This is a genomic window from Bacillus sp. X1(2014) (assembly GCF_007678255.1).
Genome location: NZ_VEED01000008.1, coordinates 54,189 through 76,133, shown reverse-complemented (window position 1 = coordinate 76,133; position 21,945 = coordinate 54,189). Strand labels below are relative to the sequence as shown.

The 21,945-nt window shown below is 37.7% G+C and carries 21 protein-coding genes; 4 read left to right on the top strand and 17 right to left on the bottom strand.

Annotation, left to right across the window (positions count from 1 at the left end):
• Positions 1-93: 93 nt before the first annotated feature.
• The 8 genes from FS608_RS16060 to FS608_RS16025 all read right to left on the bottom strand — a co-directional run bounded on the left by FS608_RS16060 (position 94) and on the right by FS608_RS16025 (position 10,892).
• Complete coding sequence (locus FS608_RS16060) at positions 94-1,257, bottom strand: hypothetical protein (RefSeq protein WP_260871709.1); 1,164 nt, start codon at positions 1,255-1,257, stop codon at positions 94-96.
• 194 nt (positions 1,258-1,451) lie between these two features.
• Positions 1,452-2,594, bottom strand: coding sequence for an HD-GYP domain-containing protein (locus FS608_RS16055; RefSeq protein WP_144552755.1), 1,143 nt, complete (start codon positions 2,592-2,594; stop codon positions 1,452-1,454).
• A 191-nt stretch (positions 2,595-2,785) separates the two neighbouring features.
• Positions 2,786-4,033 carry an ATP-binding protein gene (locus tag FS608_RS16050; RefSeq protein WP_144552753.1) on the bottom strand — a complete coding sequence of 416 codons (1,248 nt, stop codon included), beginning with the start codon at positions 4,031-4,033 and terminating at the stop codon, positions 2,786-2,788.
• A 179-nt stretch (positions 4,034-4,212) separates the two neighbouring features.
• Entirely contained in the window at positions 4,213-5,628 is a 1,416-nt protein-coding gene (bcaP, locus tag FS608_RS16045) for a branched-chain amino acid transporter BcaP (RefSeq protein WP_144552751.1), read from the bottom strand.
• A 315-nt stretch (positions 5,629-5,943) separates the two neighbouring features.
• Positions 5,944-7,737 (bottom strand): carbon starvation protein CstA, encoded by a 1,794-nt coding sequence (gene cstA, locus FS608_RS16040; RefSeq protein ID WP_144552749.1) that lies wholly within the window; start codon positions 7,735-7,737, stop codon positions 5,944-5,946.
• 140 nt (positions 7,738-7,877) lie between these two features.
• A complete protein-coding gene (locus FS608_RS16035) occupies positions 7,878-8,624 on the bottom strand; it encodes a LytR/AlgR family response regulator transcription factor (RefSeq protein WP_144553080.1) in 747 nt (248 codons plus the stop codon).
• 5 nt (positions 8,625-8,629) lie between these two features.
• Positions 8,630-10,381, bottom strand: a complete 1,752-nt coding sequence (locus FS608_RS16030) for a sensor histidine kinase (protein WP_144552747.1) — start codon at positions 10,379-10,381, stop codon at positions 8,630-8,632.
• A gap of 61 nt (positions 10,382-10,442) precedes the next feature.
• Complete coding sequence (locus tag FS608_RS16025) at positions 10,443-10,892, bottom strand: hypothetical protein (RefSeq protein WP_144552745.1); 450 nt, start codon at positions 10,890-10,892, stop codon at positions 10,443-10,445.
• 94 nt (positions 10,893-10,986) lie between these two features.
• Here FS608_RS16025 and FS608_RS16020 point away from each other — a divergent pair, with 94 nt between their 5' ends.
• Genes FS608_RS16020 through FS608_RS16010 form a run of 3 tightly spaced genes read left to right on the top strand, consistent with a single transcriptional unit; the run spans position 10,987 to position 12,923 of the window.
• Positions 10,987-11,301 (top strand): hypothetical protein, encoded by a 315-nt coding sequence (locus FS608_RS16020; protein ID WP_395947783.1) that lies wholly within the window; start codon positions 10,987-10,989, stop codon positions 11,299-11,301.
• A gap of 2 nt (positions 11,302-11,303) precedes the next feature.
• The gene (locus tag FS608_RS16015) at positions 11,304-12,536 is read left to right on the top strand and encodes a glutathionylspermidine synthase family protein (RefSeq protein ID WP_144552743.1); all 1,233 of its coding nucleotides are present in this window, start codon (positions 11,304-11,306) and stop codon (positions 12,534-12,536) included.
• Positions 12,537-12,923: a DUF350 domain-containing protein gene (locus FS608_RS16010; RefSeq protein WP_144552741.1), complete on the top strand. Its 387-nt coding sequence runs from the start codon at positions 12,537-12,539 to the stop codon at positions 12,921-12,923.
• On the opposite strand, the gene FS608_RS30830 is transcribed toward FS608_RS16010, so the two are convergent.
• The 5 genes from FS608_RS30830 to FS608_RS15985 all read right to left on the bottom strand — a co-directional run bounded on the left by FS608_RS30830 (position 12,920) and on the right by FS608_RS15985 (position 16,837).
• Positions 12,920-13,102: a hypothetical protein gene (locus tag FS608_RS30830; protein ID WP_144552739.1), complete on the bottom strand. Its 183-nt coding sequence runs from the start codon at positions 13,100-13,102 to the stop codon at positions 12,920-12,922. The genes FS608_RS16010 and FS608_RS30830 overlap by 4 nt on opposite strands.
• Before the next feature lie 43 nt (positions 13,103-13,145).
• On the bottom strand, positions 13,146-14,174 hold the full coding sequence (locus FS608_RS16000; protein ID WP_144552737.1) for an ion channel: 1,029 nt from the start codon (positions 14,172-14,174) through the stop codon (positions 13,146-13,148).
• A gap of 507 nt (positions 14,175-14,681) precedes the next feature.
• Positions 14,682-15,431, bottom strand: coding sequence for a C39 family peptidase (locus tag FS608_RS15995; RefSeq protein ID WP_144552735.1), 750 nt, complete (start codon positions 15,429-15,431; stop codon positions 14,682-14,684).
• 180 nt (positions 15,432-15,611) lie between these two features.
• Positions 15,612-16,058 (bottom strand): threonine/serine exporter family protein, encoded by a 447-nt coding sequence (locus FS608_RS15990; protein WP_144552733.1) that lies wholly within the window; start codon positions 16,056-16,058, stop codon positions 15,612-15,614.
• A 17-nt stretch (positions 16,059-16,075) separates the two neighbouring features.
• Complete coding sequence (locus FS608_RS15985) at positions 16,076-16,837, bottom strand: threonine/serine exporter family protein (RefSeq protein ID WP_144552731.1); 762 nt, start codon at positions 16,835-16,837, stop codon at positions 16,076-16,078.
• A gap of 215 nt (positions 16,838-17,052) precedes the next feature.
• Here FS608_RS15985 and FS608_RS15980 point away from each other — a divergent pair, with 215 nt between their 5' ends.
• A complete protein-coding gene (locus FS608_RS15980) occupies positions 17,053-17,781 on the top strand; it encodes a UTRA domain-containing protein (protein ID WP_144552729.1) in 729 nt (242 codons plus the stop codon).
• A gap of 153 nt (positions 17,782-17,934) precedes the next feature.
• On the opposite strand, the gene FS608_RS15975 is transcribed toward FS608_RS15980, so the two are convergent.
• The 4 genes from FS608_RS15975 to FS608_RS15960 all read right to left on the bottom strand — a co-directional run bounded on the left by FS608_RS15975 (position 17,935) and on the right by FS608_RS15960 (position 21,904).
• Positions 17,935-18,756, bottom strand: a complete 822-nt coding sequence (locus FS608_RS15975; RefSeq protein WP_144552727.1) for a PfkB family carbohydrate kinase — start codon at positions 18,754-18,756, stop codon at positions 17,935-17,937.
• A gap of 15 nt (positions 18,757-18,771) precedes the next feature.
• A complete protein-coding gene (locus tag FS608_RS15970) occupies positions 18,772-19,638 on the bottom strand; it encodes a carbohydrate ABC transporter permease (protein ID WP_144553076.1) in 867 nt (288 codons plus the stop codon).
• A gap of 19 nt (positions 19,639-19,657) precedes the next feature.
• Positions 19,658-20,539 carry a carbohydrate ABC transporter permease gene (locus FS608_RS15965; RefSeq protein WP_144552725.1) on the bottom strand — a complete coding sequence of 294 codons (882 nt, stop codon included), beginning with the start codon at positions 20,537-20,539 and terminating at the stop codon, positions 19,658-19,660.
• A 75-nt stretch (positions 20,540-20,614) separates the two neighbouring features.
• The gene (locus FS608_RS15960; RefSeq protein ID WP_144552723.1) at positions 20,615-21,904 is read right to left on the bottom strand and encodes an ABC transporter substrate-binding protein; all 1,290 of its coding nucleotides are present in this window, start codon (positions 21,902-21,904) and stop codon (positions 20,615-20,617) included.
• Between the last annotated feature and the right edge of the window lie 41 nt (positions 21,905-21,945).

The window sequence follows — 21,945 nt, the reverse complement described above, 5'->3', positions numbered from 1 at the left end:
AAAAACGGCAGTGTTATAAATATCAGGGAGTTCCCCCATTATTGGGGGGAAAAAACCCCTAGAAATGTTATTTTAGACAAATGTCTGTCACATTTAGTTACTGAGCTTATTTTGAGTGTATTTTTTTCGCCAAGAATACAAAAGTAATAGCAGGAAGATTCCAACTTGAAGTGAGAAAAGTACTGCATCCCAAAAAGCTAAACTTGTTGGCAAACGTCCAAACCCTGGAAGTAATTGCTTTCCAGCAAGGATGATTTCTGGAATATAATATTTGAAAAATAAAAATATCGTAATTGCTACTCCAAGAAAATAAAAGATTGAATAAAGAAACACAATCTTTTTCTCATCTAAAAAAACAACTTCTTCACTCTTTTTAGATTTTAGAAATGAAATATGATTTCTAATTTTCTGTTGGGCATTCTCCATTAAATTATAACATCCAGACACATTTTCAAAGACGTAGTATAAATCAGTCTTCATATAAAAACAGAATTGAAATATGATTCTAATAACAATATCAAAAATAGCTAAATTCATTAAACCATCGGTAATACCTGTAATATTCGGAAACATCAATTGACTAATAAGAGCAATAAATAGAAGGACTGTATCGAAACAAAGACCCGAAAGAAATAGAATATTTCGGTCCTTAGGTGCTAGCTTCCAGACGGATGACATATCGGTTTCTAGGACAACAAAAAATAAACGATGGCTAACTTCCACTTTTGTCGGCAGGTTATGTGCTCTCATGGCCAAAACATGACCTAGCTCGTGAACCAGAACTAAAATAAATGTAAACGCCATCCAAAGTATTACGTTTAGTACCATAATATCAAAAACAAATATGTCTTTATGATGAGGGAATAAAGAAGGATGAATTGCAAAAAGTATTGGATTTATAACAAATAAACATACATATATAGGGTAAGTAAACTTATTAAAAAACAATTGTCCCAACTTAGGTGGAATCCTTAATATTCCGAAACCTTCCTTGGGTGGTTGCCTTTTTTCAAGCTTCACCCCATCAATTTCATCAACAAGTTCCAGTTCTAAAAGCTGTTCAGCAAAATCAAGGAGGTCAATTACTTCTGTGGGATAGTTCTTCTTAAGTGTCCGTTCAACCTCTCCAATTTGTTCACCTTGATTAATTAAATTGATAGCCTCAACACAAACTATGGGCATTTCGTAAAAATCACCAGAGAGTGTATCCTCGATGATGTAATTTTTTTTATCCTTACGAATGATAATTGGAACCAACAATAGACGTGAATCGAGCGTAATTCCCATTTCAACACCCTTTTACTTGTATTTGACCTATTAAAGAAGGATGCTAGCATTTGCTAACATCCATCCTCCTTAAGGTTTAATTCCTACATATGGACACCACCAGCAAGTCGTCTTTACTTTCTTTAGCTTACGGATTTTCATTGGTCCACCTCCTTAAGTTATTCTCACTTTTTAGCCCATGGATATCTATTATGGAATTCAACCCAAGCTGGGAATACTTTTTTAAAGACTTCCACAAGCGTCGGATCAAATTGAGAACCATTTCCTTCAATAATACGTTGATAGGCCTCTTCTACCGGCATTGCCGCTCGATAGGATCTTGATGATGTCATGGCATCAAACGCATCTGCAACCGAGGCTACTCTCGCCAGTATTGGAATTTCATTCCCCTTTAATTGATCAGGATATCCTTTACCATCCCAACGTTCATGATGAGAACGAATTACACAAATACTTTCCTTAATTCCCTCAACATTTTGAACTGCTTCGGCCCCTACACCTGGATGTGATTTAATAATCTCAAACTCTTCATTTGTTAATTTTTCAGGTTTCATTAGGATTTGATCTGGAATATGAACTTTACCTATATCGTGGAGCAGGCATGCATAATAAAAGGATTTTTGTTCTTCTTTTGAAAGTCCCCCTAATTCTTGAGCTAATAAAAGGGCATAACTAGCAACACGTTCACTATGTCCCCTTGTGTAGGGGTCCTTCAGTTCAAGGGTAGCTATTACCCCTTTAACAATCCCCTGCAGTTGATTATCATACGATGTACTTATTGCTTTGACATAACCTTGGAAGCGGACTAATAAAAGGAAAGACACAATAGATAAAATAACGATAAGTACAATTGGAACGATAAGAAAAGAATTATCTAAAATAATACTAGTAAGAGTATATTTTATGATCATCCCAAAACTCACTAACCAGAAGTATCTTTTACTAAGGAAAAGAGGTAATGTTAACAGCAAAAATATCTCTACAACATTACCGCTGGAGTATTTATCGCCTCTATTGTAATAGCTTAAAATATCAACAGTGAAAGCAGTTACTAGATAGCAGGTAATGAAGACAAATTTAATCATGGATTGCTTATTCATCTTACTTAAGTAGTACATGATAGGTATCAATATTAATAATACTACATAGTTAAAATACCAAAAAAAACTGGGTACACCAACTTCATTAGGCTTATCTTTTACAAACTCGGGTAAAAGATAATAGTAAAAAAAATCATAGCCTATTAAAATAATATAGAAACATATCAGAAACCATTTTATGGTTCGTTGCTCTTGATTCGGTATCATATAATCCTCCAGGTGTATAACACACAAGAGCCCTACTAATTTAGTTAATTCTATAAGAATAGGTGTTGACTATCTTATTAGCAAGGCATTTAACGACAAAATCTTTTAACTTTCTGTATTCCTCTACATTATATATCATTCATATTACCCTTGTAACATGTTATTTTGAGGAATTTTGTATAATTGTAGAACTATTTAACTATTTGTAGGATCGGCAAAGATACAATTACTCGAGTCCCTTTATTGATCTTACTATCTATATTCAGTTCACCATTGTGATCCTTAATGATTTGATTCGTAACCATTAAACCTAAACCAGTTCCATCTGCTTTTGTCGTGAAAAATGGTTCACCAAGATTTAAGATGTTCTCATCTTTAATTCCACTACCCTCATCTTGAATAGAAACAACCATTTTCTGTTTTTCTATTACTTGAACACGGATTTCTATCCTGCCGCCATCTGGCATGGCTTCAATTGCATTTTTTATCAAATTGATAAACACTTGCTTTAGTTGCTTTTCATCACATTCGACAGGTGGTAATGGCCCTGCCATAATTGTCTCTACAGTGACTCCTTGTCTCTCCGCTTGCTGTTGCGTAATCGATAATGTATAGGCAACTACTTCTTCAATACTTGCTTTTTCAAAATTAATAACTCTTGGTTTACCAAGATACATCAGATCATGAACAATTGTATTGATCCGGTCAATTTCCTGAATCATAATTGGATAATAATCATTGGTGTTTGGGTATCGTTCTTGCTGCAATTGTGTAAACCCCCGTAATGAAGATAAGGGATTTCGAATTTCATGACCAATAGCAGCAGCCATTTGACCAACTACAGCTAATTTTTCTTTATGTCGTAGTTCTTCATAGACTTTCGTCAAGGTTTGAATATATGAATGAAACCGAACTAATAAAATATAGGCGATCAAAGATAAGATAATATATATAACAGTTGGAACTAAAACGTTTAAATCCCGCAGAATTACTCCCAACAAAATTTCTTTCCCAATCATCCCAAGTGAAACAACCCAGAAATAATTTTTATTTACAAAAATTGGGCAGAATAGGAGAAATAATACCTCAACAATATTCCCCGAACCGAATGAGGCTGTTGATCCTAAATAGGTCATTAGGCTATCAACCATATTAATACCAATATATCCTATAATATAGATGTATTTTACTACGTAAGGATTCCCCTTTTTAATAAAATAGATAGAAAGTGGCAGCATACAGAAAATTAAAATGTATAGCCATACACCCAAACCAACTTCATCTGTATCAAAAATACTTGCTTGCTTATTTATTTTCGGCCTTATCCAATAATAAAAAATATCAAACGAATAATACAATAAATTAAACAACCATAAAAATAGAATACTTGCCTTCTTTTCTTCAAAAATGAGCTTAGTAGTCTGGAAGCCTTCTTTCATGTAGTTTCTCCTTATATATGTTCACGTGAAAAGTTGTTATAAAAATCATGCTCTTATTTTATCATCTTTCTTTCACTTAAAAGACATCATTTTTGTAAAACCGATGAATTTCGACATATTTCGATATAATCCACAAAAAAAAAGGACTTACTCGTGGTAAGCCCTTCTACTATTTATCTCTAGCTAACTTTTTTCATTTGTTCTACAGTATTATTTAGGATTGAATGTTTTCGCCCATATCCAAAATAGACCAATAATCCAATCACAAGCCACACTCCAAAACTAATCCACGTTGTTTTTGGTAATTGAAGCGCTAAGTATCCACAGAATACAAAAGCTAGAATCGGAATATATGGTACAAATGGAACACGGAATCCAGTTTTTGGTGCTTGCTTGTTTTTACGGAGAAATAGAATTCCAACTGCCACCGTCATAAAGGCAAATAACGTACCGATGTTTGTTAACTCTGCCAGTTTATTCAACGGAATGAATCCAGCAAAAATCGAAACTAGTAAACAAGTAATCCATGAATTCGCCATTGGTGTCTGCTTCTTCTTATCAACCTTAGAAAATACTTTTGGTAAGAGCCCATCACGGCTGATTGCATAAAATAAACGAGATTGTCCATAGAGCATAACCAATAATACAGTGGTGATACCTGCAATCGCACCTAATGAAATAAAACCTGCTACCCAATCCTGATGAATATAATTAAGTGCAAATGCAACAGGATTTTTCACACCTAATTCTTGATAAGGAACAATACCAGTTAAAATTCCAGAAACAATAATATATAACACGGTACAAACTAGTAAGGATGCAATAATACCTATTGGCATATTCTTTTGCGGATTTTTTACTTCTTCAGCTGCAGTCGCTACAGCATCAAAACCAATATAAGCAAAAAATACGGTTGCTGCACCAGCTGTAACACCTGAGAAACCAAATGGCATAAATGGTGTCCAGTTTGCAGGCTTTACATACCAAGCACCTACACCAATAAACAATAACACTACTGCCAGTTTAATAATTACCATAATCGTATTAAATCGAGCGGATTTCTTTACACCTTGTGTAAGTAGTAATGTAAGAATTAGTACGATTAGGATGGCCGGAACATCGATAAATGTTCCGTTTGCCGGATCATACGCACTAGTTAATGCTTTAGGAAAATGAATACCAAACCCTTCGAGCAATCCTTGTAAATAGCCGGACCATCCACTTGCAACCGCAGAGCAAGCTAATCCATATTCTAAGATTAAATCCCATCCCAATATCCAGGCAATGATCTCACCAAATGTTGCGTAACTATAGGTATACGCACTTCCCGATACTGGAACCGCAGAAGCAAATTCCGCATAACAAAGGGCGGCAAAAACACAAGCTAGTCCAGATAGGATAAAAGATAAAATAAGTGCTGGCCCTGCATGTTCTGCGGCAGCGACCCCTGTTAGTACAAATATTCCTGTTCCTATAATAGCCCCAATTCCAAGCATGGATAAATCAAATGCCCCTAAATCTTTCTTTAAGACTACATCTTTTTTTCCAGCTTCTTGAATGAGGTCCTGAATTAATTTTTTTCTAAATAAATTCATTAGCTAAACCTCCATTATTTATGTCGGAATGTTCTGAAAAAATATACCGCATAAAATTGTATATCGAAATAAAAAATTATATATCGAAATAATATAATTAATTTCGTAAAAAAGCAATATTTTTAGAAAAATATAATTATTTGAAAATAATACCATGGAAAATACAGTGCTTTCTTTCCGATTTTATATACTAAGGTTAAAAGCTTCTACTATACAAGTATAATAAAGTAACTTTTAATTTCAGACCGTTCTGTTTTATTTACACAAAAAAACCGATGACTTCGTAATCTTACGAAATCATCGGTTTCATTTTGTTTAAGCAATCTTACTTTCCAGCTTGACTCGAGGTGAATTCCACATACTAATCCATTTCTTAATAGCTGTGATCATAATAATCATACCCAGTAATAACATAATGATCGACAATACCCCGTTTAAAACACTATAACCTGCGGCTGCCTGATTGAGATAAACATTTTTCACCATCCAGTAACCAGCATAGTTTACAGTAACAAAGAGATACGCTAGCGGGATCAAGCAGGTTAGCATGTAACGGCGTTTGTCTGCAATACTCAGAATCACTGTCGCACCGACAATTAAGCCAATCGATGCCATTAGTTGATTGGAAACACCAAACAATGCCCAAACAGAACCAATATCCCCAGAGAAGAGCAGGTATCCCCACATAAAACATGCTAATGCACTTGCAAAAATAGATCCTGGAAGCCAATCTGTCTTCTTCAACGGCTTATAGAATTCCCCGAAAAAGTCTTGGATTAAATAACGAGCAACACGAGTTCCTGAGTCGATGGCAGTTAGAATAAATACCGCTTCGAACATAATAACAAACTGGAAGAAGTATGATGATAGCTTTGCAAACCATGGAATGCCAGTGAAGATATAGGTCATACCTACCGCTAATGTTACGGCACCACCTGTTCTGCCTTCAAGATTAATCCCAATTTCATCAGCAAGTTTTGGAAGCTCCTGCACCTGCATACCAAGTGTCTTAAATACTTCAGGTGTCGAGTTAATGGCAAAGTAATCCGCAGGCTGAAGGGCTGTTGCCGCAATCAATGCCATAATACCAACCACACACTCTACTAGCATCGCGCCAAAACCTACAACCTTAATATCAGACCAACGATCAAGCATTTTTGGAGTAGTTCCCGAACCTACGAAAGCATGGAAACCAGAGATCGCCCCACAAGCAATTGTGATAGAGATAAATGGCCAAACAGGTCCGCCTAATACTGGCCCGCCGCCAGATGTGAATTTTGTGAAAGCAGGCATCTCAATCGCAGGATTGATGATGAATACCCCGATGATCAGGGCAATAAATACGCCAATTTTCATAAAGCTGCTTAAATAATCACGTGGCGCAAGTAAAAGCCATACTGGTAAGGCCGCTGCAAAAAACGCATAAATCGGTAGAATAATAGCTAATGTTTTTGTATCTAATGTCAGCCAATCACCTAATACCGTACCTTGAATGGACGGACCAACAAAAACGCCAACCATTACGAGAATAAATCCGACTGTGGATGTTAATTTTAAGTTGCCAGTTTTTTTATAAGCAATTCCTACCAACATCGCAATTGGAATGGTAATTCCCACTGAGAAAGTTCCCCATGGATTGTGTTCAAGTGCATGAAGAACAACCATAGAAAGACCTGCCATTGTGATGGTAATAATGAAAAGCATCGCAAGACCCGTACAAAAACCCGCAACAGGCCCCAGCTCGTCTTTCGCAACTTCTGATAAGGATTTTCCTTTTTTCCTCATTGATGCAAATAGGACAACTGCATCATGGACTGCTCCGCCAATCACTGCCCCAATTAAGAGCCATAATAAACCAGGCAAGTATCCAAATTGCGCTGCAAGGATGGGACCGACAAGTGGTCCTGCTGCAGCGATGGCGGCAAAGTGATGACCAAATGTTACCCATTTATTGGTTGGAACATAGTCCTTTCCATCGTTTAATTCATGTGCCGGCGTCGGCTTTGAATCATCTAATTTTAATACCTTTGCTGCCATGAATGTCCCGTATAAGCGATAAGCAATCATTAAAATACAAATTGAGCCGATTACAATTGAAACCGCATTCATTTAACTTCATCCTCCTACATCCTTTTTCTCTTATCACTATCATACCGAAAGAAAACGTTAACATAAGGTTTTCATCCTAAAATGCAAGTTTTAAAGGATGAAAAACAAGAATAATAGAATGAAATGCAAAAAACAGCTTCTTAAAAACCAAGAAGCTGCTTTAACTCTTTTGTATAGGTTCTGCTTACTGGAACCTTTTCTCCATCCTTCATAATTAAGTTGTAGGTAGAATTAAACCACGGCTCAATCTCGACGATAGCATCGACATTAACTAAATAGGCGCGGTGGACACGAATAATGGATGAATGCTGCAACTTTCTTTCGAAAGTGACAAGCGAATCACTGACAGAGTATTTTGTATTCTCTATTGCAATGACTGTTTTCCCCTCATTTGTACCAATATAGTGTATGTCACTAATGTTTACGATTACAATTTTTTCATCAATTGTGATAGCGAGCTTTTCTGGCCTCTCGTTTCCAAAATTATGTCTCTGATTAAAAAAAGGAATCGCTTGTTTGTGATTTTCTATTAGCTTATACAACTTCTCAATCGTTTGTAAGACTCTCTTTTCTTCAAAAGGTTTTAAGATATAGTCAACAGCATTTAATTCAAAAGCTTGAAGGGCATATTCATCAAATGCCGTCGCAAAGACAATGAATGGAGGATGATCAAGTCTATTTATATGTGCAGCAATTTCGATACCACTTTCATCAGCGAGCTGGATATCTAAAAAAATCACATCCAGGTCGAGGTTACTTATTTTTTCTAACGCGCTTTCAACACCATCCGATTCCCCTACGATCTCAATCTGTTTGCTTCGTTTGAGAAGATAGGCCAATTCATCTCTTGCTAACGGTTCATCATCCACAACAAAGGCTTTTAACAACATCCTCACCCCACTTTTTGTTGTTGTGTTAACGGTAGTGTAATTGATACTTTCGTTCCTTTATTCAAGTTGCTTTCTATTTGAAATGAAGCAGTTTGACCATAAATTTCTTCGATTCGCTTTTTGATATTCCAAAGTGCTGTTCCTGTTCCAGCAGAAGAATCTACTGTTTGGTTCCCCAGGGTACCAAGCAGCTCTGGTGAGATTCCTTTTCCATTATCTTCAGTAAGAAGGACCATGTTCTCCCCTTCCTGAATGGCACGGACTAATACTGTCCCACTCTTTGCTTTTGGAAATGCATAACGAATCGCATTTTCAACTAATGGCTGCAGGGTAAATGGTGGAACGAGCACCCTTTTTAACGCTGGTGCAATATCCAATTCAACATGATAACGGTCTGGAAAGCGTGCTTGTTCAATGGTTAGGTAAGCCTCAACATGTTCAAGTTCTTTTTCAAGCGGTATCAGCATTTGCCTAGCCCCCTGAAGATTACTTCGGAAGAATGTACTAAGTTTGATTAATAAACCCCTGGCTTTATCCGCATCTGTTCGAATTAGGCTTGAAATGGTATTAATGGCGTTAAATAAGAAATGTGGATGGACTTGTGCTTGCAAAGCCTTGATCTCCGCATCTTTTAATAATCTTCTCTGTATTTCCAATTCAGCCATTTCTAATTGGACTGAAAATAGGTTGCTCAAACCTTCTGCCAACTCTTGTTCAACCCTGTCAAGTTTACTAGAATCAGTGAAATACAACTTTAATGTCCCTACCGTTTTAGTATGAATCTTTAGTGGTAATACAATGGCCGCCTGCAAAGGGCATTGTGGATCAAAACATTGAATTTCGTGCGCAGACTTTGCAATCGTGATTCTCCCTTGTTCCAGCACCGTTTTAGTTAATTCCGTTGCCATGTTTCCTGAAGGAATATGATGATCTGAGCCTGTACCAACATGTGCAAGGACATGGGTCTGATCTGTAATTGAAATGGCATCGGCATTGGTCCAATTAAGAATAATCTCGGCTGCTTTTGTACACGAATCCACATTTAACCCCTGTCTGAAGAAGGGAAGTGTTTGATTGGCAATATACAAAGCTTTATGTGTTTGAAGTGCCCTCATTCGCTCTTGCTCTTGCAGAATCTCCTGTATAATTAACACAAAAAGCAGGGTTCCGAAGCCATTAATAGCAATCATTGGGAGGGCAATGACCTCAACTAGATTCATAGCCTCGTTATATGGTCGTGCTATTAAAAGAATAATCCCCATCTGTGCACATTCCATGAATATTCCCATGATTACGGCCTTCCATGGAGAATTTCCTTCTTGAATCTTAAACCTTTTGCTTAAAAAACCCGTGACAACCCCCGCCATAAGCGTGGATAAGGCACACGCCTCAGCTGTAAACCCTCCTAAGGTCAAGCGATGGATGCCAGCAATTAAGCCGACCCCAATACCAACAATAGGTCCGCCAAGTAAACCACCAATTGTTACTCCCATAATCCTAGTATTAGCAATGGCACTTTCATTGTCCATATTTGTCAGCCAGTCCTGGGAAGTAATCGTCCCATGTCCTATCTCTACACCCGTGTAGTTGCTGATGACTCCGAAGGCACCGAAAATTGCAATCATCGCTGCTTTAGCGGTAATTCCGTGTTCATTATTTATAATTTGACGGAATGATTTCATCCGTGAGAGAAGAAACGCTACAATGATAAGAATACCAACACGTTCAAGCATGAGTGGCAATAATTCGATCATGGTACCTCACCTTTCGTCTATACTTCCCTACTACTATACCAAAAAAATAAACCAACCGACTCTACCGTGTTTTCCCTGTAAAACTCCCATAATAAATATAACATTTTCGATCTTCATCAATCTCTCTTGAATCTAGGTTGAATTCCAACCAACTACCATCCCTTTGGATGTAAATAATATCGGAGTGAAGAAGAGTCAGCACTTCTTCATGATTCCACACTTCCTTTTGCTCGATAAGAACAGACCCGTTTCTTTGAAGCTCTCTTACCTCAAAACCTATATGTGAATAATTTCGCTCCGTGACATCCGTGTAGGAATTTTCTTTTTTTACATAAAGGACATTCGTTCCATCAGGATCGATGGCAGTGGCCGTTACCACATACGTTTCTCCTTCTTTTACGAAATATTCACACGACATTCTTGCTACAATCTCACTTACCGTTAAGTGTTGATAGTTCCAAAGGGCAGGAAACTTTTGGTACTCGTCATCCTTTCGATATTCCAACCTCAAATGTCATCACTCTTTCATTTTCTTTTCATTTTACCATTGTTTTCCTAAGGTTTGCTTTTATAATTAGATTATCAAATAAAAAAAGGAGCGTGAAATGGTGAAGAAAACCCAATGGTTAGTGACTGGCGTCATCACTTCCCTCATAGCTGGCACCCTTTCTGGCTGTTCAAGCGATCGCCCGCCCAAGCCAGACGACAGCAGCTGCCGCGACTGGGACTGGGACGATGATCAAGGAGTTTGGCAATGTGATGATACCCATTCGTCCCATTACGGTCATTATTTTTATGGAGGAAGTTATTATCGCAATAAATCTTCACTCTTGAAATCCTCGGCATATAAGTCATACAAATCCTCATCGAGCTTTAAAAGTGGATTCGGCAGTGGCTCTAAGGGTGGATTTGGAGGATAAATATGTCACAATATGCCGAGAAGCGAAAAAGGTTTTATTCAAAATTTCCAGCCTTTTGGTCTGATTTATATGAGGGCGAGTACAGCCTATATCATGTTTATTCTATCTCTGAACAAACCTCTAAGCTTTTACATGAAGCAACGGAACGAATGGGAACCGTTTTTTTCAAAACTGCCCGCCTATTACGGAGTCTTACAGATGACCAACTCCTTGAATTTGGGTTTCCACCGGTGAGTCTCCCATTTTTGAGATTGAAAAATCTCTACCCCGAAACGATTATTGGCAGGTTCGATTTTGTATTGACCGATAATAGTTTTAAATTGCTGGAATTCAACAGTGATACACCGACATTTATTGTCGAGTGTTTTCATATGAACGGTCAGGTTTGTGAGGAATTGGGTTACCTGGATCCAAATAGAGGAGGGGAACGTCTGCTTTCTTCCGGAATCACACGTGCAGTGCTCGAAGCAGCGAAAGGAAAACGAGACCCTAACGTTGTGTTCACAGCCCATTCTGACCATATTGAAGACTGGAATACCATTCAATATTTAAGTAAGTTGTGTCAGGTAAACAATCGGACCATACCATTATCCGCACTTCGAATGATAGACGGTGTCCTTGTTGATGAGGAGGATTACCCAATTGATGTATTATATCGCCAAACCTATCCACTTGAACATCTTGTTAACGATCGGGACCCAATAACAGGAGATTCGGTTGGAATCGAATTATTACACCTGATAAAGGCAGAGAAACTGTCAATGTTAAATCCTGTCTCTGCCTTTTTACTGCAGCCAAAGTCAATCCAATGCTTAATTTGGGGGTTAGCGGAACAGGGTGCCTATTTTACAACGGAAGAGCAGGCATGGATTAAGGAGTATATGCTTCCTACGTATTTTGAAGCGGATCAATTTTTCGGGAAGAGCACCTATGTTCAAAAACCAACCTTCGGAAGAGAAGGAGACACGGTAACGATTTGGGACCAACAATCCAAGGTATCTGCTCAAAATACCTTCCAAACTTATAAGGAAGAAATATCAGTATTTCAACAATATGTCCATCTCCCAACTGTTTCACTGGAAACGGAAAAGGGAATCGAAGAACTTTCATTAGTGTTTGGATCATTTCTTATTGCAGGTAAAGCTAGTTGTATCGGCATTCGTGCCGGCGGAAGAATTACAGGGAATGAATCTTATTTTTTACCAGTAGGTATTCAAAAACAGGGGGGAATGTAGATGACAAATTTCTTATTATATTTAGCCATTTCAATTGGGCTTTTATTCGTAGGACTGATTCTTATGGAAGTAACCACTAAGGTCAAGGAGTTTTCCTTAATGGCGAAAGGAAATAAAGCAGCGAGTTATGTCCTGGGCGGAAGACTTCTTGGGCTTGCTATTGTCTTGTATTCTACTGCTGCTAATTCCATTTCACTTATGGATATGGCGGTATGGGGAGGAATCGGAATTGTTGCTCAGATTGTAGTCTTTTACCTGGCTGAATGGCTGACACCTCGATTTAATGTCAGTCAAAGCATCGAGGAAGATAATCAGGCAGTTGGGCTTTTTCTTATGTTACTTTCTGTTTCGATCGGTATCGTTATTGCCGGCTGTCTAACCTACTAAAAAACGCATCTCGAGGATGCGTTTTTTTGCTTGGCTGTATTAAACTTGTCTGTTGATTTCCGTTCCAGGCACTTCGCTTTCCGCGGGCGTGCCGGGGAGCCTCCTCGTCGCTTTGCTCCTGCGGGGTCACCCCTGCCCCGTACTCCCGCAGGAGTCTTCGTGCCTGAAACGAAGGTCAACAGTGTGCCAAATTCAACATAACCTTTTAAACAGCCTTTTGTTTTAAAGTGAATGATATGTATTCTTATCGCAGATTACAAACAACCGTGCTTCTTTAGGTATGGGTTCGCTCCATTTTTTTAAAATATTTAAATCACTTCGATCAGCAATCAACTGGGCACCTTTTTTCTTGAGGGACTCATAAGCATCTCCGTACGTCTTCCAGTCAGAGTTTATTTCCACTTCCCATAAATCACTTCCTCCATCCCCATCTTTACGACTTAATAATTGTGTAAACAAATGGCTGGCCCCTTTAGTCTGAGCAGATTTTGCCATCAGGTTAGACACCGATTCATGGGAAAGAATAAATTCATCAATCTTGACATGTTTGAAGTTTCCGACATGCTTTTCATTTAGTATCTCTGCAATCGTATAAATATTCTTTTCCGTCCCTTCATCATAGAGCTCAATGGAGGAGGCGATTAAAAGCGTTTTTCCATCTGCTAAATCGGGGTTTTCTATACCATCCGGAGCAAAAAGCAGTACCGCTTTCGAACTTTCAATTTTGGCCCTTTTTAAGGTATCCTCATCCGTTGGACTCCCCTGAATATAGAGAAACCTTTCATGTTCATATGGTGTCTTCTCTAATTCATCAATTAACACGACTTCTGTTTTGGTATCACCAATAAATAGCTCCTTAATTGTGTTTTTACTTTTGGCGGTCCAGCCGATCACGACATAATGATCTTCTCCCCTAAAAGTCATTCTTCCTTCCTCCTTCATCCGTTTGTACTGTGATACAGCATCAACGATCATCCCAATAACAACACCGAAAAGCCCAATTCCCGCTGTATAGACGATGACCATCGCCCAAATTCTACCTAATTGTGTCGCAGGGTACACGTCTCCGTAGCCTACTGTGGTCATTGTTGTTAGTATCCACCAAACGGCATGGAAGGTGCTTTCAAATGTTTCTGGTTCAAGTACTTTCATAACTACAGCATTTATAAAAATATAAAACGTTGTTACTAACAACACCGTCCGGTACCGATACTTTGCTGCCGTAAGAAACAATCGCCGAAAAAATATCATCGCTAACCCCCCGTTCCACTTGTTATAGAATACTATTTCTACTATTTCGCTCGATATTCCTTTAAACAAAAACAGTTGACAACAACACCATATTACTGTATTATAATTATTTGTGCTTCACATTTATGTAACTTGTAATATATTAGATAACGCAAAGTAAGAATTTTTTCTGGCATTCTGCTTATGTTTTAAAATAAAAACTTATTCACACTGGATCGGCTTCGGAGCCGTTAGGATGTAAGAGAGGTAGGGCTTACGTCGTTTAGGTATAAAACCTTCAGGTGGAAAAATAACCGCGGCAAACTTGTTTTTACAAACAATGATTATTATATAAGTTTTTACTTGCGATGTTGACAACAAGAAATGCAACCACTCACAAGTTACGATAAGAATTCTTTATGAATTCAACAAAGAAGGCAGAGGGATATTCATTCCTCTGCCTTCGCCCATTTTAGAGACCAAGAAATCTCCAGAATGAAAGGCCTGATTCAACATCAGGCCTTTTTCTTACTTCTTAATAACAATCGCTTGTTTACCCATTTGCTCCCAAGCTTTAATAAAACTAGCACGATTTAATTTCTGATTTTTTTCCCCATAAGGATTGTTAATATAAATATACTTTTCATCGTATCCCGTAATTACAACACTATGCTCACTAAAGGTAATATCGATTTTCCCCTGCGGAGTATCCCATGTCTGAAAAACAGATACAGGTGCGAAGCTTGATGTAGTGATAATCCAGACTGGTAATCCTTGACCTACTTCTTCTAAAACTTCATCAAATGAATGATTAGTTAAATTAACTGCCCGATCACCAACGTATTTTTGTGCGAGTTCGAATATGGGACCATTATAAACCCCTAGTCCTGGACCATTCGCCATATCGCCGACAAACCCTGCATTAGGATTTCCCTTTTTCCCGTTACTATAAGTTAATGGGACAGTTTTCACCTTGTTAGCTAACTCATTTTTGGTCGCTTCAATTCCGTGATAGTTAAGAATCATCGCCAGGCTGGTTATCTCACAGCCATTATAGAGTCTTGGTGCGTCCATTTGATTGATTAACGGCACATCCAGTTTGATACTATCAGGCACCTTTGGAGCCTCTTTGGAAAAGAGTGCAAGTGTCCGTATTTTTAATGATGCAGCCTCTGTGACTTGTGCTGTTGCTGGACGGTCAAACTTTACCTTAAATACCGTTATACCACTGATAACTAATATGAAGACAACAATAATAGCAATTAATATTTTTTTCATAAATGATTGTACCATTCCTTGTATTAGTCTTTGCTAAAGATCCTAGTAATATACTACTATATTACCTACTAAAATAGTTCAAGGCAATAAAGGAAAACATTTTCCAATTGATGATACCAATTGAATCTTAATTTTTTCTTAAATAAAATCCCCTTTAGTTATTACTAAAAGGGAATTTTATTAGGCCTTCATCTTATGTTGTCTAAATTTTTTCGTTATTTGATTAATTACCTCAGAGAAAACTAGTCCGAAGGCAATTGACCCCGCAAGCATGAAAACTTTTGCAGCCAAAGTAATTGCTGAATAATAATCGTTCTCTACAAAATTCCGCATCGCATCATAGGCCAGGCCTCCCGGTACGAGCGGAATAATCCCAGCTACACTAAAAATGATCACTGGAGTTTTATAAAACTTTGCTAGTTCCTGACTGAGTACGGCTATAAAAATAGTCGCGGCCAATGTTGCTAAAATGGCATTATCCGTGTAGTCTTCCAGGAGGAAATAAATTAACCATCCACCCATTCCGATCAACCCGCACTTGATAAGTGATTCCTTCGGTGCATTAAAAAGAATTCCAAAGGCACCTGTTGCAATAAAACTGGTGATTGCTTGTGCAAGAACAGCCATGGTAAATCCACCTCATTTCATAAAAAAGATAATACGACGGCAATCCCTGCTCCAATCGCGAACGCAGTCAGAAATGCTTCTGCACCCTTAGATAATCCCGAAACTAGATGACCCGCCATTAAGTCTCTGATCGCATTGGTCACTAGTAAACCTGGAACTAACGTCATCACGGAGCCGATAATGATTTTATCCAATTGTTGACCAATCCCCATTTGGACAAACAAAAAAGAAAGTAAGCCAATCACAAATGATGCTAAAAACTCCGAGAAGAACTTGATCGGGACAAATCGATGAAAATAGACGAAACTAAGATATCCCATTCCTCCTGAAATCATCGACGGAATAAAATCATTCCACCCGCCTTCAAACATGATCATAAAACAACCGCTAGCTAATGAGGCGGCAGCCACTTGGATCATAAAGGGAAAGGTTACATTGAGAGAATCAATTTCTTTTAAGTGCTCCCAGGCCTCTTTCAGATTGATTTCACCACTGCTAATTCTTCTAGAAATGCTATTAACCATCGAAACTTTTTTCAAGTCTGTTGATCGTTCTGAGATTCTAATCAGCTTGGTCTTTGTCGGTTCTGACCCCTCTGCTGAAAAAATGATTCCAGTTGGGGTCACATAACTATGCGTATGATCAATACCAAAGGCAGCCGCCATCCGCATCATTGTATCCTCGACACGATAAGTCTCGGCTCCGCTTTGGAGCATGATTTTCCCCGCCAGTAAACAGACCTCCATTATTTCATATGTTTGTTCTACTTGATTTCCCATTTATTCCACCACACACACTTCTACATTTGTTACTTAGTTTAAATGAAAATAATCGTTTAATCAAAGTTAACTGAACCAAATCTCTACGTTATGAAAAAGGAAATTATCCAAAATCTTATAAATATGATAACTTGCAATTCTCCACTATACACTGAACGCGTATTCATTATACAATATTATATAATGACCTATTTCCTTGAAAGGAACTTTACAAAATGAAATTAAACAACTCTAGTTCAACACCTTTATATGACCAGTTAAAACAAATTCTGAAGGAAGCCATTGATCAAGGGGAATATAAATCTGGAGATAGACTGCCTAATGAATCGGAATTATGCGATTTGTATGGTGTCAGCCGAATTACCGTAAGAAGAGCGATTCAAGATTTAGCTGATGAAGGTTTTTTAGAGCGAAAGCAAGGGAAGGGAACTTTTGTAACAAGAACCAGAATCACAAGGGAATTGGTTTCTATTGATGGATTTACAGATTTCAGTAAGCAAATTGGAAAAAATCCATCCAAGCGAATTCTTGCTTGTGAAGAGATGAAAGCAACTCCGGAAATTGCTGATGCACTGCAAATCAGCATTGATTCCCCTGTCCTAAAGTTGGTCAGAATTATGTCGATTGATCAACAGCCATATGTACTTGATATAGCCCATTACTCCTTAGAGCGCTTTCCAAATTTAATGACACACTTCACTGAACATGAATCAACGTATGAGGTTTTGAAAGATATCTACCACATCAATATTAAGTCTGGTTCCAGTAAAAAAATCATTACGGTCATACCAGCTTCTGTATTGGAGGCAGAATATTTGGACTGTGAAATCGGAGAGACATTATTCAATATTGATAAGACTGTTTTCGATGAAACTGGAGTCCCGATACATACTTCAAATTTCAAGACTCCAACAAATATGATAGCACTCACAATCACTACCTAAAAAATTGGCACTGTTAAACTTGCCTATTGATTTCCGCTCCAGGCACATCGCTCCAATCAACAGGGTGCCAAAATAAACAATAAGCTTTAACATATCCAAAAAATTAAAAGGAATGCTCGGGCTTTAACCAAACCCCAAACATTCCTTTTTCAACTAAAAAGTTAACTGTTTTCCATGCCCAAATGCTCCATTTACTTCACATGTTCTTGCAGCAATTTGTGCAGCCGTCTTTAATGATTCTTCAATGGAAACCCCATTAAAGTAATTAGTTAAATACCCAGCAATGAAAGAATCCCCTGCACCTAATGTATCAATGACATTTGCTTCTTCAATCCCCTGTTTGTAACGTTTGTTATTATGGGACATGACTACGCCTTTTGAACCTCTGGTGATAATGATAGACGGGGTTCCAAGTTCATGTATTTTAAGAAATAACTCTTCTAGTTCTACTTCTGTAAAATCACTTCCTGAAATAAATGCAAATTGGATATGTGGGCAAACCTTTTCTAATAGTTCATTTGTAAAATGGTTAGAGAAATCATAAGAAATAGGTAAATATTGTTTAAGAAGAGGCAATTCCTCATCTAAATGACTATATAGACTTGTATGTACTAAATCAAACGATTTAATATATTCATAGTCATCCGCCGCTAAATTCAGCTTGAGTTTAGCTTGTACACCACCTTTATTGGATTTGACAAAGATTCGGTCTCCATCCACATTTAGGTCAACATAGGCCTTCCCGCTTTCACCAACCGCTCTTCTAACATGACTGGTATCTACTATGTTCTTGGTTAAAGAATCTAAGATATGGTCACCTTCAACATCCGTTCCAACAATCCCAATAAAAGCAGCGGCCTCCGCTCCACTTTGTTTGGCTAAAACGGCAACATTTAAAGCATTTCCACCAGGAAACATTTCGTTCCGATCCTGGTAAATGTCAACAACACTATCACCTATTCCAATAATCTTCATTATTTCCTCTCCTCCTTATCCTTTCACACTACCTGATGATAACCCTCGAATAAAATACTTTTGCATGAACATAAATAAGAGAATAATCGGCAAAGCAGAAATCATTAAGCCTGCCATCAGAACTCCCCAATTGGTTTGGAGTGCATCCCGGAATTGCATTAATCCTGCAGGAATGGTTTTCAGCGCATCAGAATCCACAAAAATTAAGGCAAACATAAACTCGTTCCAGGTATAATACGCAGTTAGTACAACCGCCGTAAGTAGAATTGGCTTATTTAAAGGAACAAAGATTTTTGTAAAAATGGACCATGTATTACACCCATCCAGAAAGGCAGATTCTTCCAGCTCTTTAGGTACCTCAAGAAAAGCAGCACGAATCAAAAGGATCGTAATGGGAATGCGATAGGCTACATAGGGAAAGATCATCGCAAAATACGTATCATGAATTCCTAATAATTGAATGAGTTTGTATAGAGGTACTAAACTTACTTGCGGGGAGAGCATCATTCCGCCCATGCAGAACACTAATAGAATATTCTTCCCTTTAAATTCAAACCTCGATAAACTATAAGCGCCAAGTGCACTAATTAATACTGTTAGGAAGCAGGTAGTAACTGTAACAATTAGACTATTAACAAAATAGCCGGATATCCCTGTATTCCATGCCTCCGTATAATTAGAAAACATCCATTCCTTAGGTAGTGCCCAACTGCTGGAAAAGATCTCCGATGTTGACTTAAAAGAATTGATCACCATCCAAAAAAGTGGATAAGCAATGACCACAAAATATAAGATTAGGATAGTAAGTATTGGAAGACTTTTAACAACTGTCTTTTGCTTCTTAAACTTTGAAGTGATCGGGATTGAATGATGGTAGTCCATAACTTTGCTTGTCTCCACTCTAAACATCCTTTCCTGTTTTGAATACTTTCAACTGAACCAAGGATACAATTAAGGTAATAATCAAAATCACAGTAGCCACAGCAGATGCATAACCCATTTGGTCTTTACCGAAAGCTGAATGATAGAGTAATGTTCCTAAAACTTCACTAGAGTTACCAGGTCCGCCTCCAGTCAAAATATATGGCTCATTAAACACGGTAAAAGCACCAGTTAACGTAATAAGTGTAGTAACAAAGAACATCTCTTTTACTTGAGGAATGGTAATAGAGAAGAACTTCCTAATTTTACCTGCTCCATCGATCTCTGCAGCCTCATATAATTCTTGAGGGATATTTTGAATTGCGACAATAAATAACATCATAATATAACCAATACTTTGCCACTGAGAGACTGCGATTACAGCGAAAATCGCCGTTTCAGATTCTCCCAGCCAAGCTCTTGTTAAATTTTCAAGACCTAACATATTTAATAGCCCATTTAAGATTCCGATATCCGGATTATAAACAAACGTAAACAGTAAAGCGATAACCGTCATTGAGATAACAACTGGAAGAAAAAATACGGTCCGGAACAATCCACTTACGAGCCGGATAAGTTTATCTTCAAGGATCGCTGCTAGAATCAGGCCGCCAAATACTTGAAATATGATAGAAATCAATGCATACCAGAGGTTATTTTTTAAAGCTATATAAAAAACTTCATCTTTAAAAAGATTAAGGAAATTTTCGAATCCAACAAAAGTCTTTTCTACTGAAAAAGCTGAGAAATCATAGAAACTATAAAAAAAGTTTTCAACAATCGGATAATAAACAAAAAGGGCCAAAAAGATTAAGCAAGGTGTAATATAAAGGTATGGTAACCACTTGTTTGTATTTTGCATAATAACTCCCCTTTTTTAAAAGGCGTATCTTTGGAAAAAAGGTGGTCAACTTGCAACCACCTTTCTGGCTTCCTATTATTTTGCAGACGCCTTCACTTCTTTTGCTGCTGCTCTGACATCTTTCATTACATCTTCTGGACTTTTCTTTCCGTCTAACATTAGTTGAGTCCCATTTAAATATGCATCGACAATTTTAATATCTACTGCTGTATCAAACCATAAATACGTCTGCTCAGCATTAACAATTAAATTGATTGCATCTTGCTGAAGTTTAGATGCATTCGCTTCAGTTGTTGTTCCTTTAACTGCACTGTATTCACTAACTTCTTTTAATTGTTCTGTACCTTTTTCCTTTGAAGTTAAGAATTTAACAAATTCCATTGCTTCTTTCGGATGCTTTGTTTTAGAAGAAATCATAATTCCTTCTGGTGCTGCTGTGATGGAGTTGGCATTTCCTTCTCCGCCTTCTACGCCTGGTACATTAAATACACCTAAATCTTCTTTTAATGATGGTTCAATTAACCCAATTTCTGCAAGTTGGAAGAAACCAATTGCTGCTTTACCACTATTAAATAACTCACGAGAATATTCATGGTCGACAGAGTTTACGCCTTTATTGAAGTAAGACTTAAGCTCCATGAACTTTTCTAATGCCTTTACATAACCTGGGTGCGAATAATCACCCTCCGGATTTTTTGGATCATAGTCTTTCGTAAGAACGTCCTGCGGGACCATTAATTGATTCAATGTTCCAATATAATGGGAAATCGTCCAAGGTGCTTTACTACCAAAAGTGATTGGAGTCAGTCCAGCGGCCTTTACCTTTTTAGAGACATCAATTAGCTGGGACCATGTTGTCGGAACCTCAAGATTTAAATCTTTGAAAATTTTCTTATTATAAAAGAATGCTTTACCATCAGTGGACCATGGAATCCCATAAATTTTACTATCTAATGTGAACGCGTTAAACTGGGAGGCAATAATTTGATCCGACCAAGTTTTATCTTCATTAACATAATTAGTTAAATCTAGTGATTGTCCCTGACGTGCGAAGTTATAAGCAAATTCTCCGCTCCAAGAAAAGAATACATCTGGAGGGGTACTTGAGCCTAAAACCACGCGAATCTTTTCTTTATAAGAATCGTTTAATACGGCTTCTGTTTTAATTTTAATATTTGGATGTGCCTTTTCAAACTCTGCCACAGCCTTTTCAAAGTATTGCTTTTTAGGTTGATTGGGCCAGCGGTGGAAGAATTTAAGCTCAACGACATCTTTTCCATTCGTTGAACTAGAACTCTTAGAACAGCCAGCAAAAAAGGATAGAAAAAGGATAGAAATAATACTTAAAATCAATAACTTCTTCATTAATTTTCCCCTCCAGAAGATCCGTTTCTATGATAAAGTAG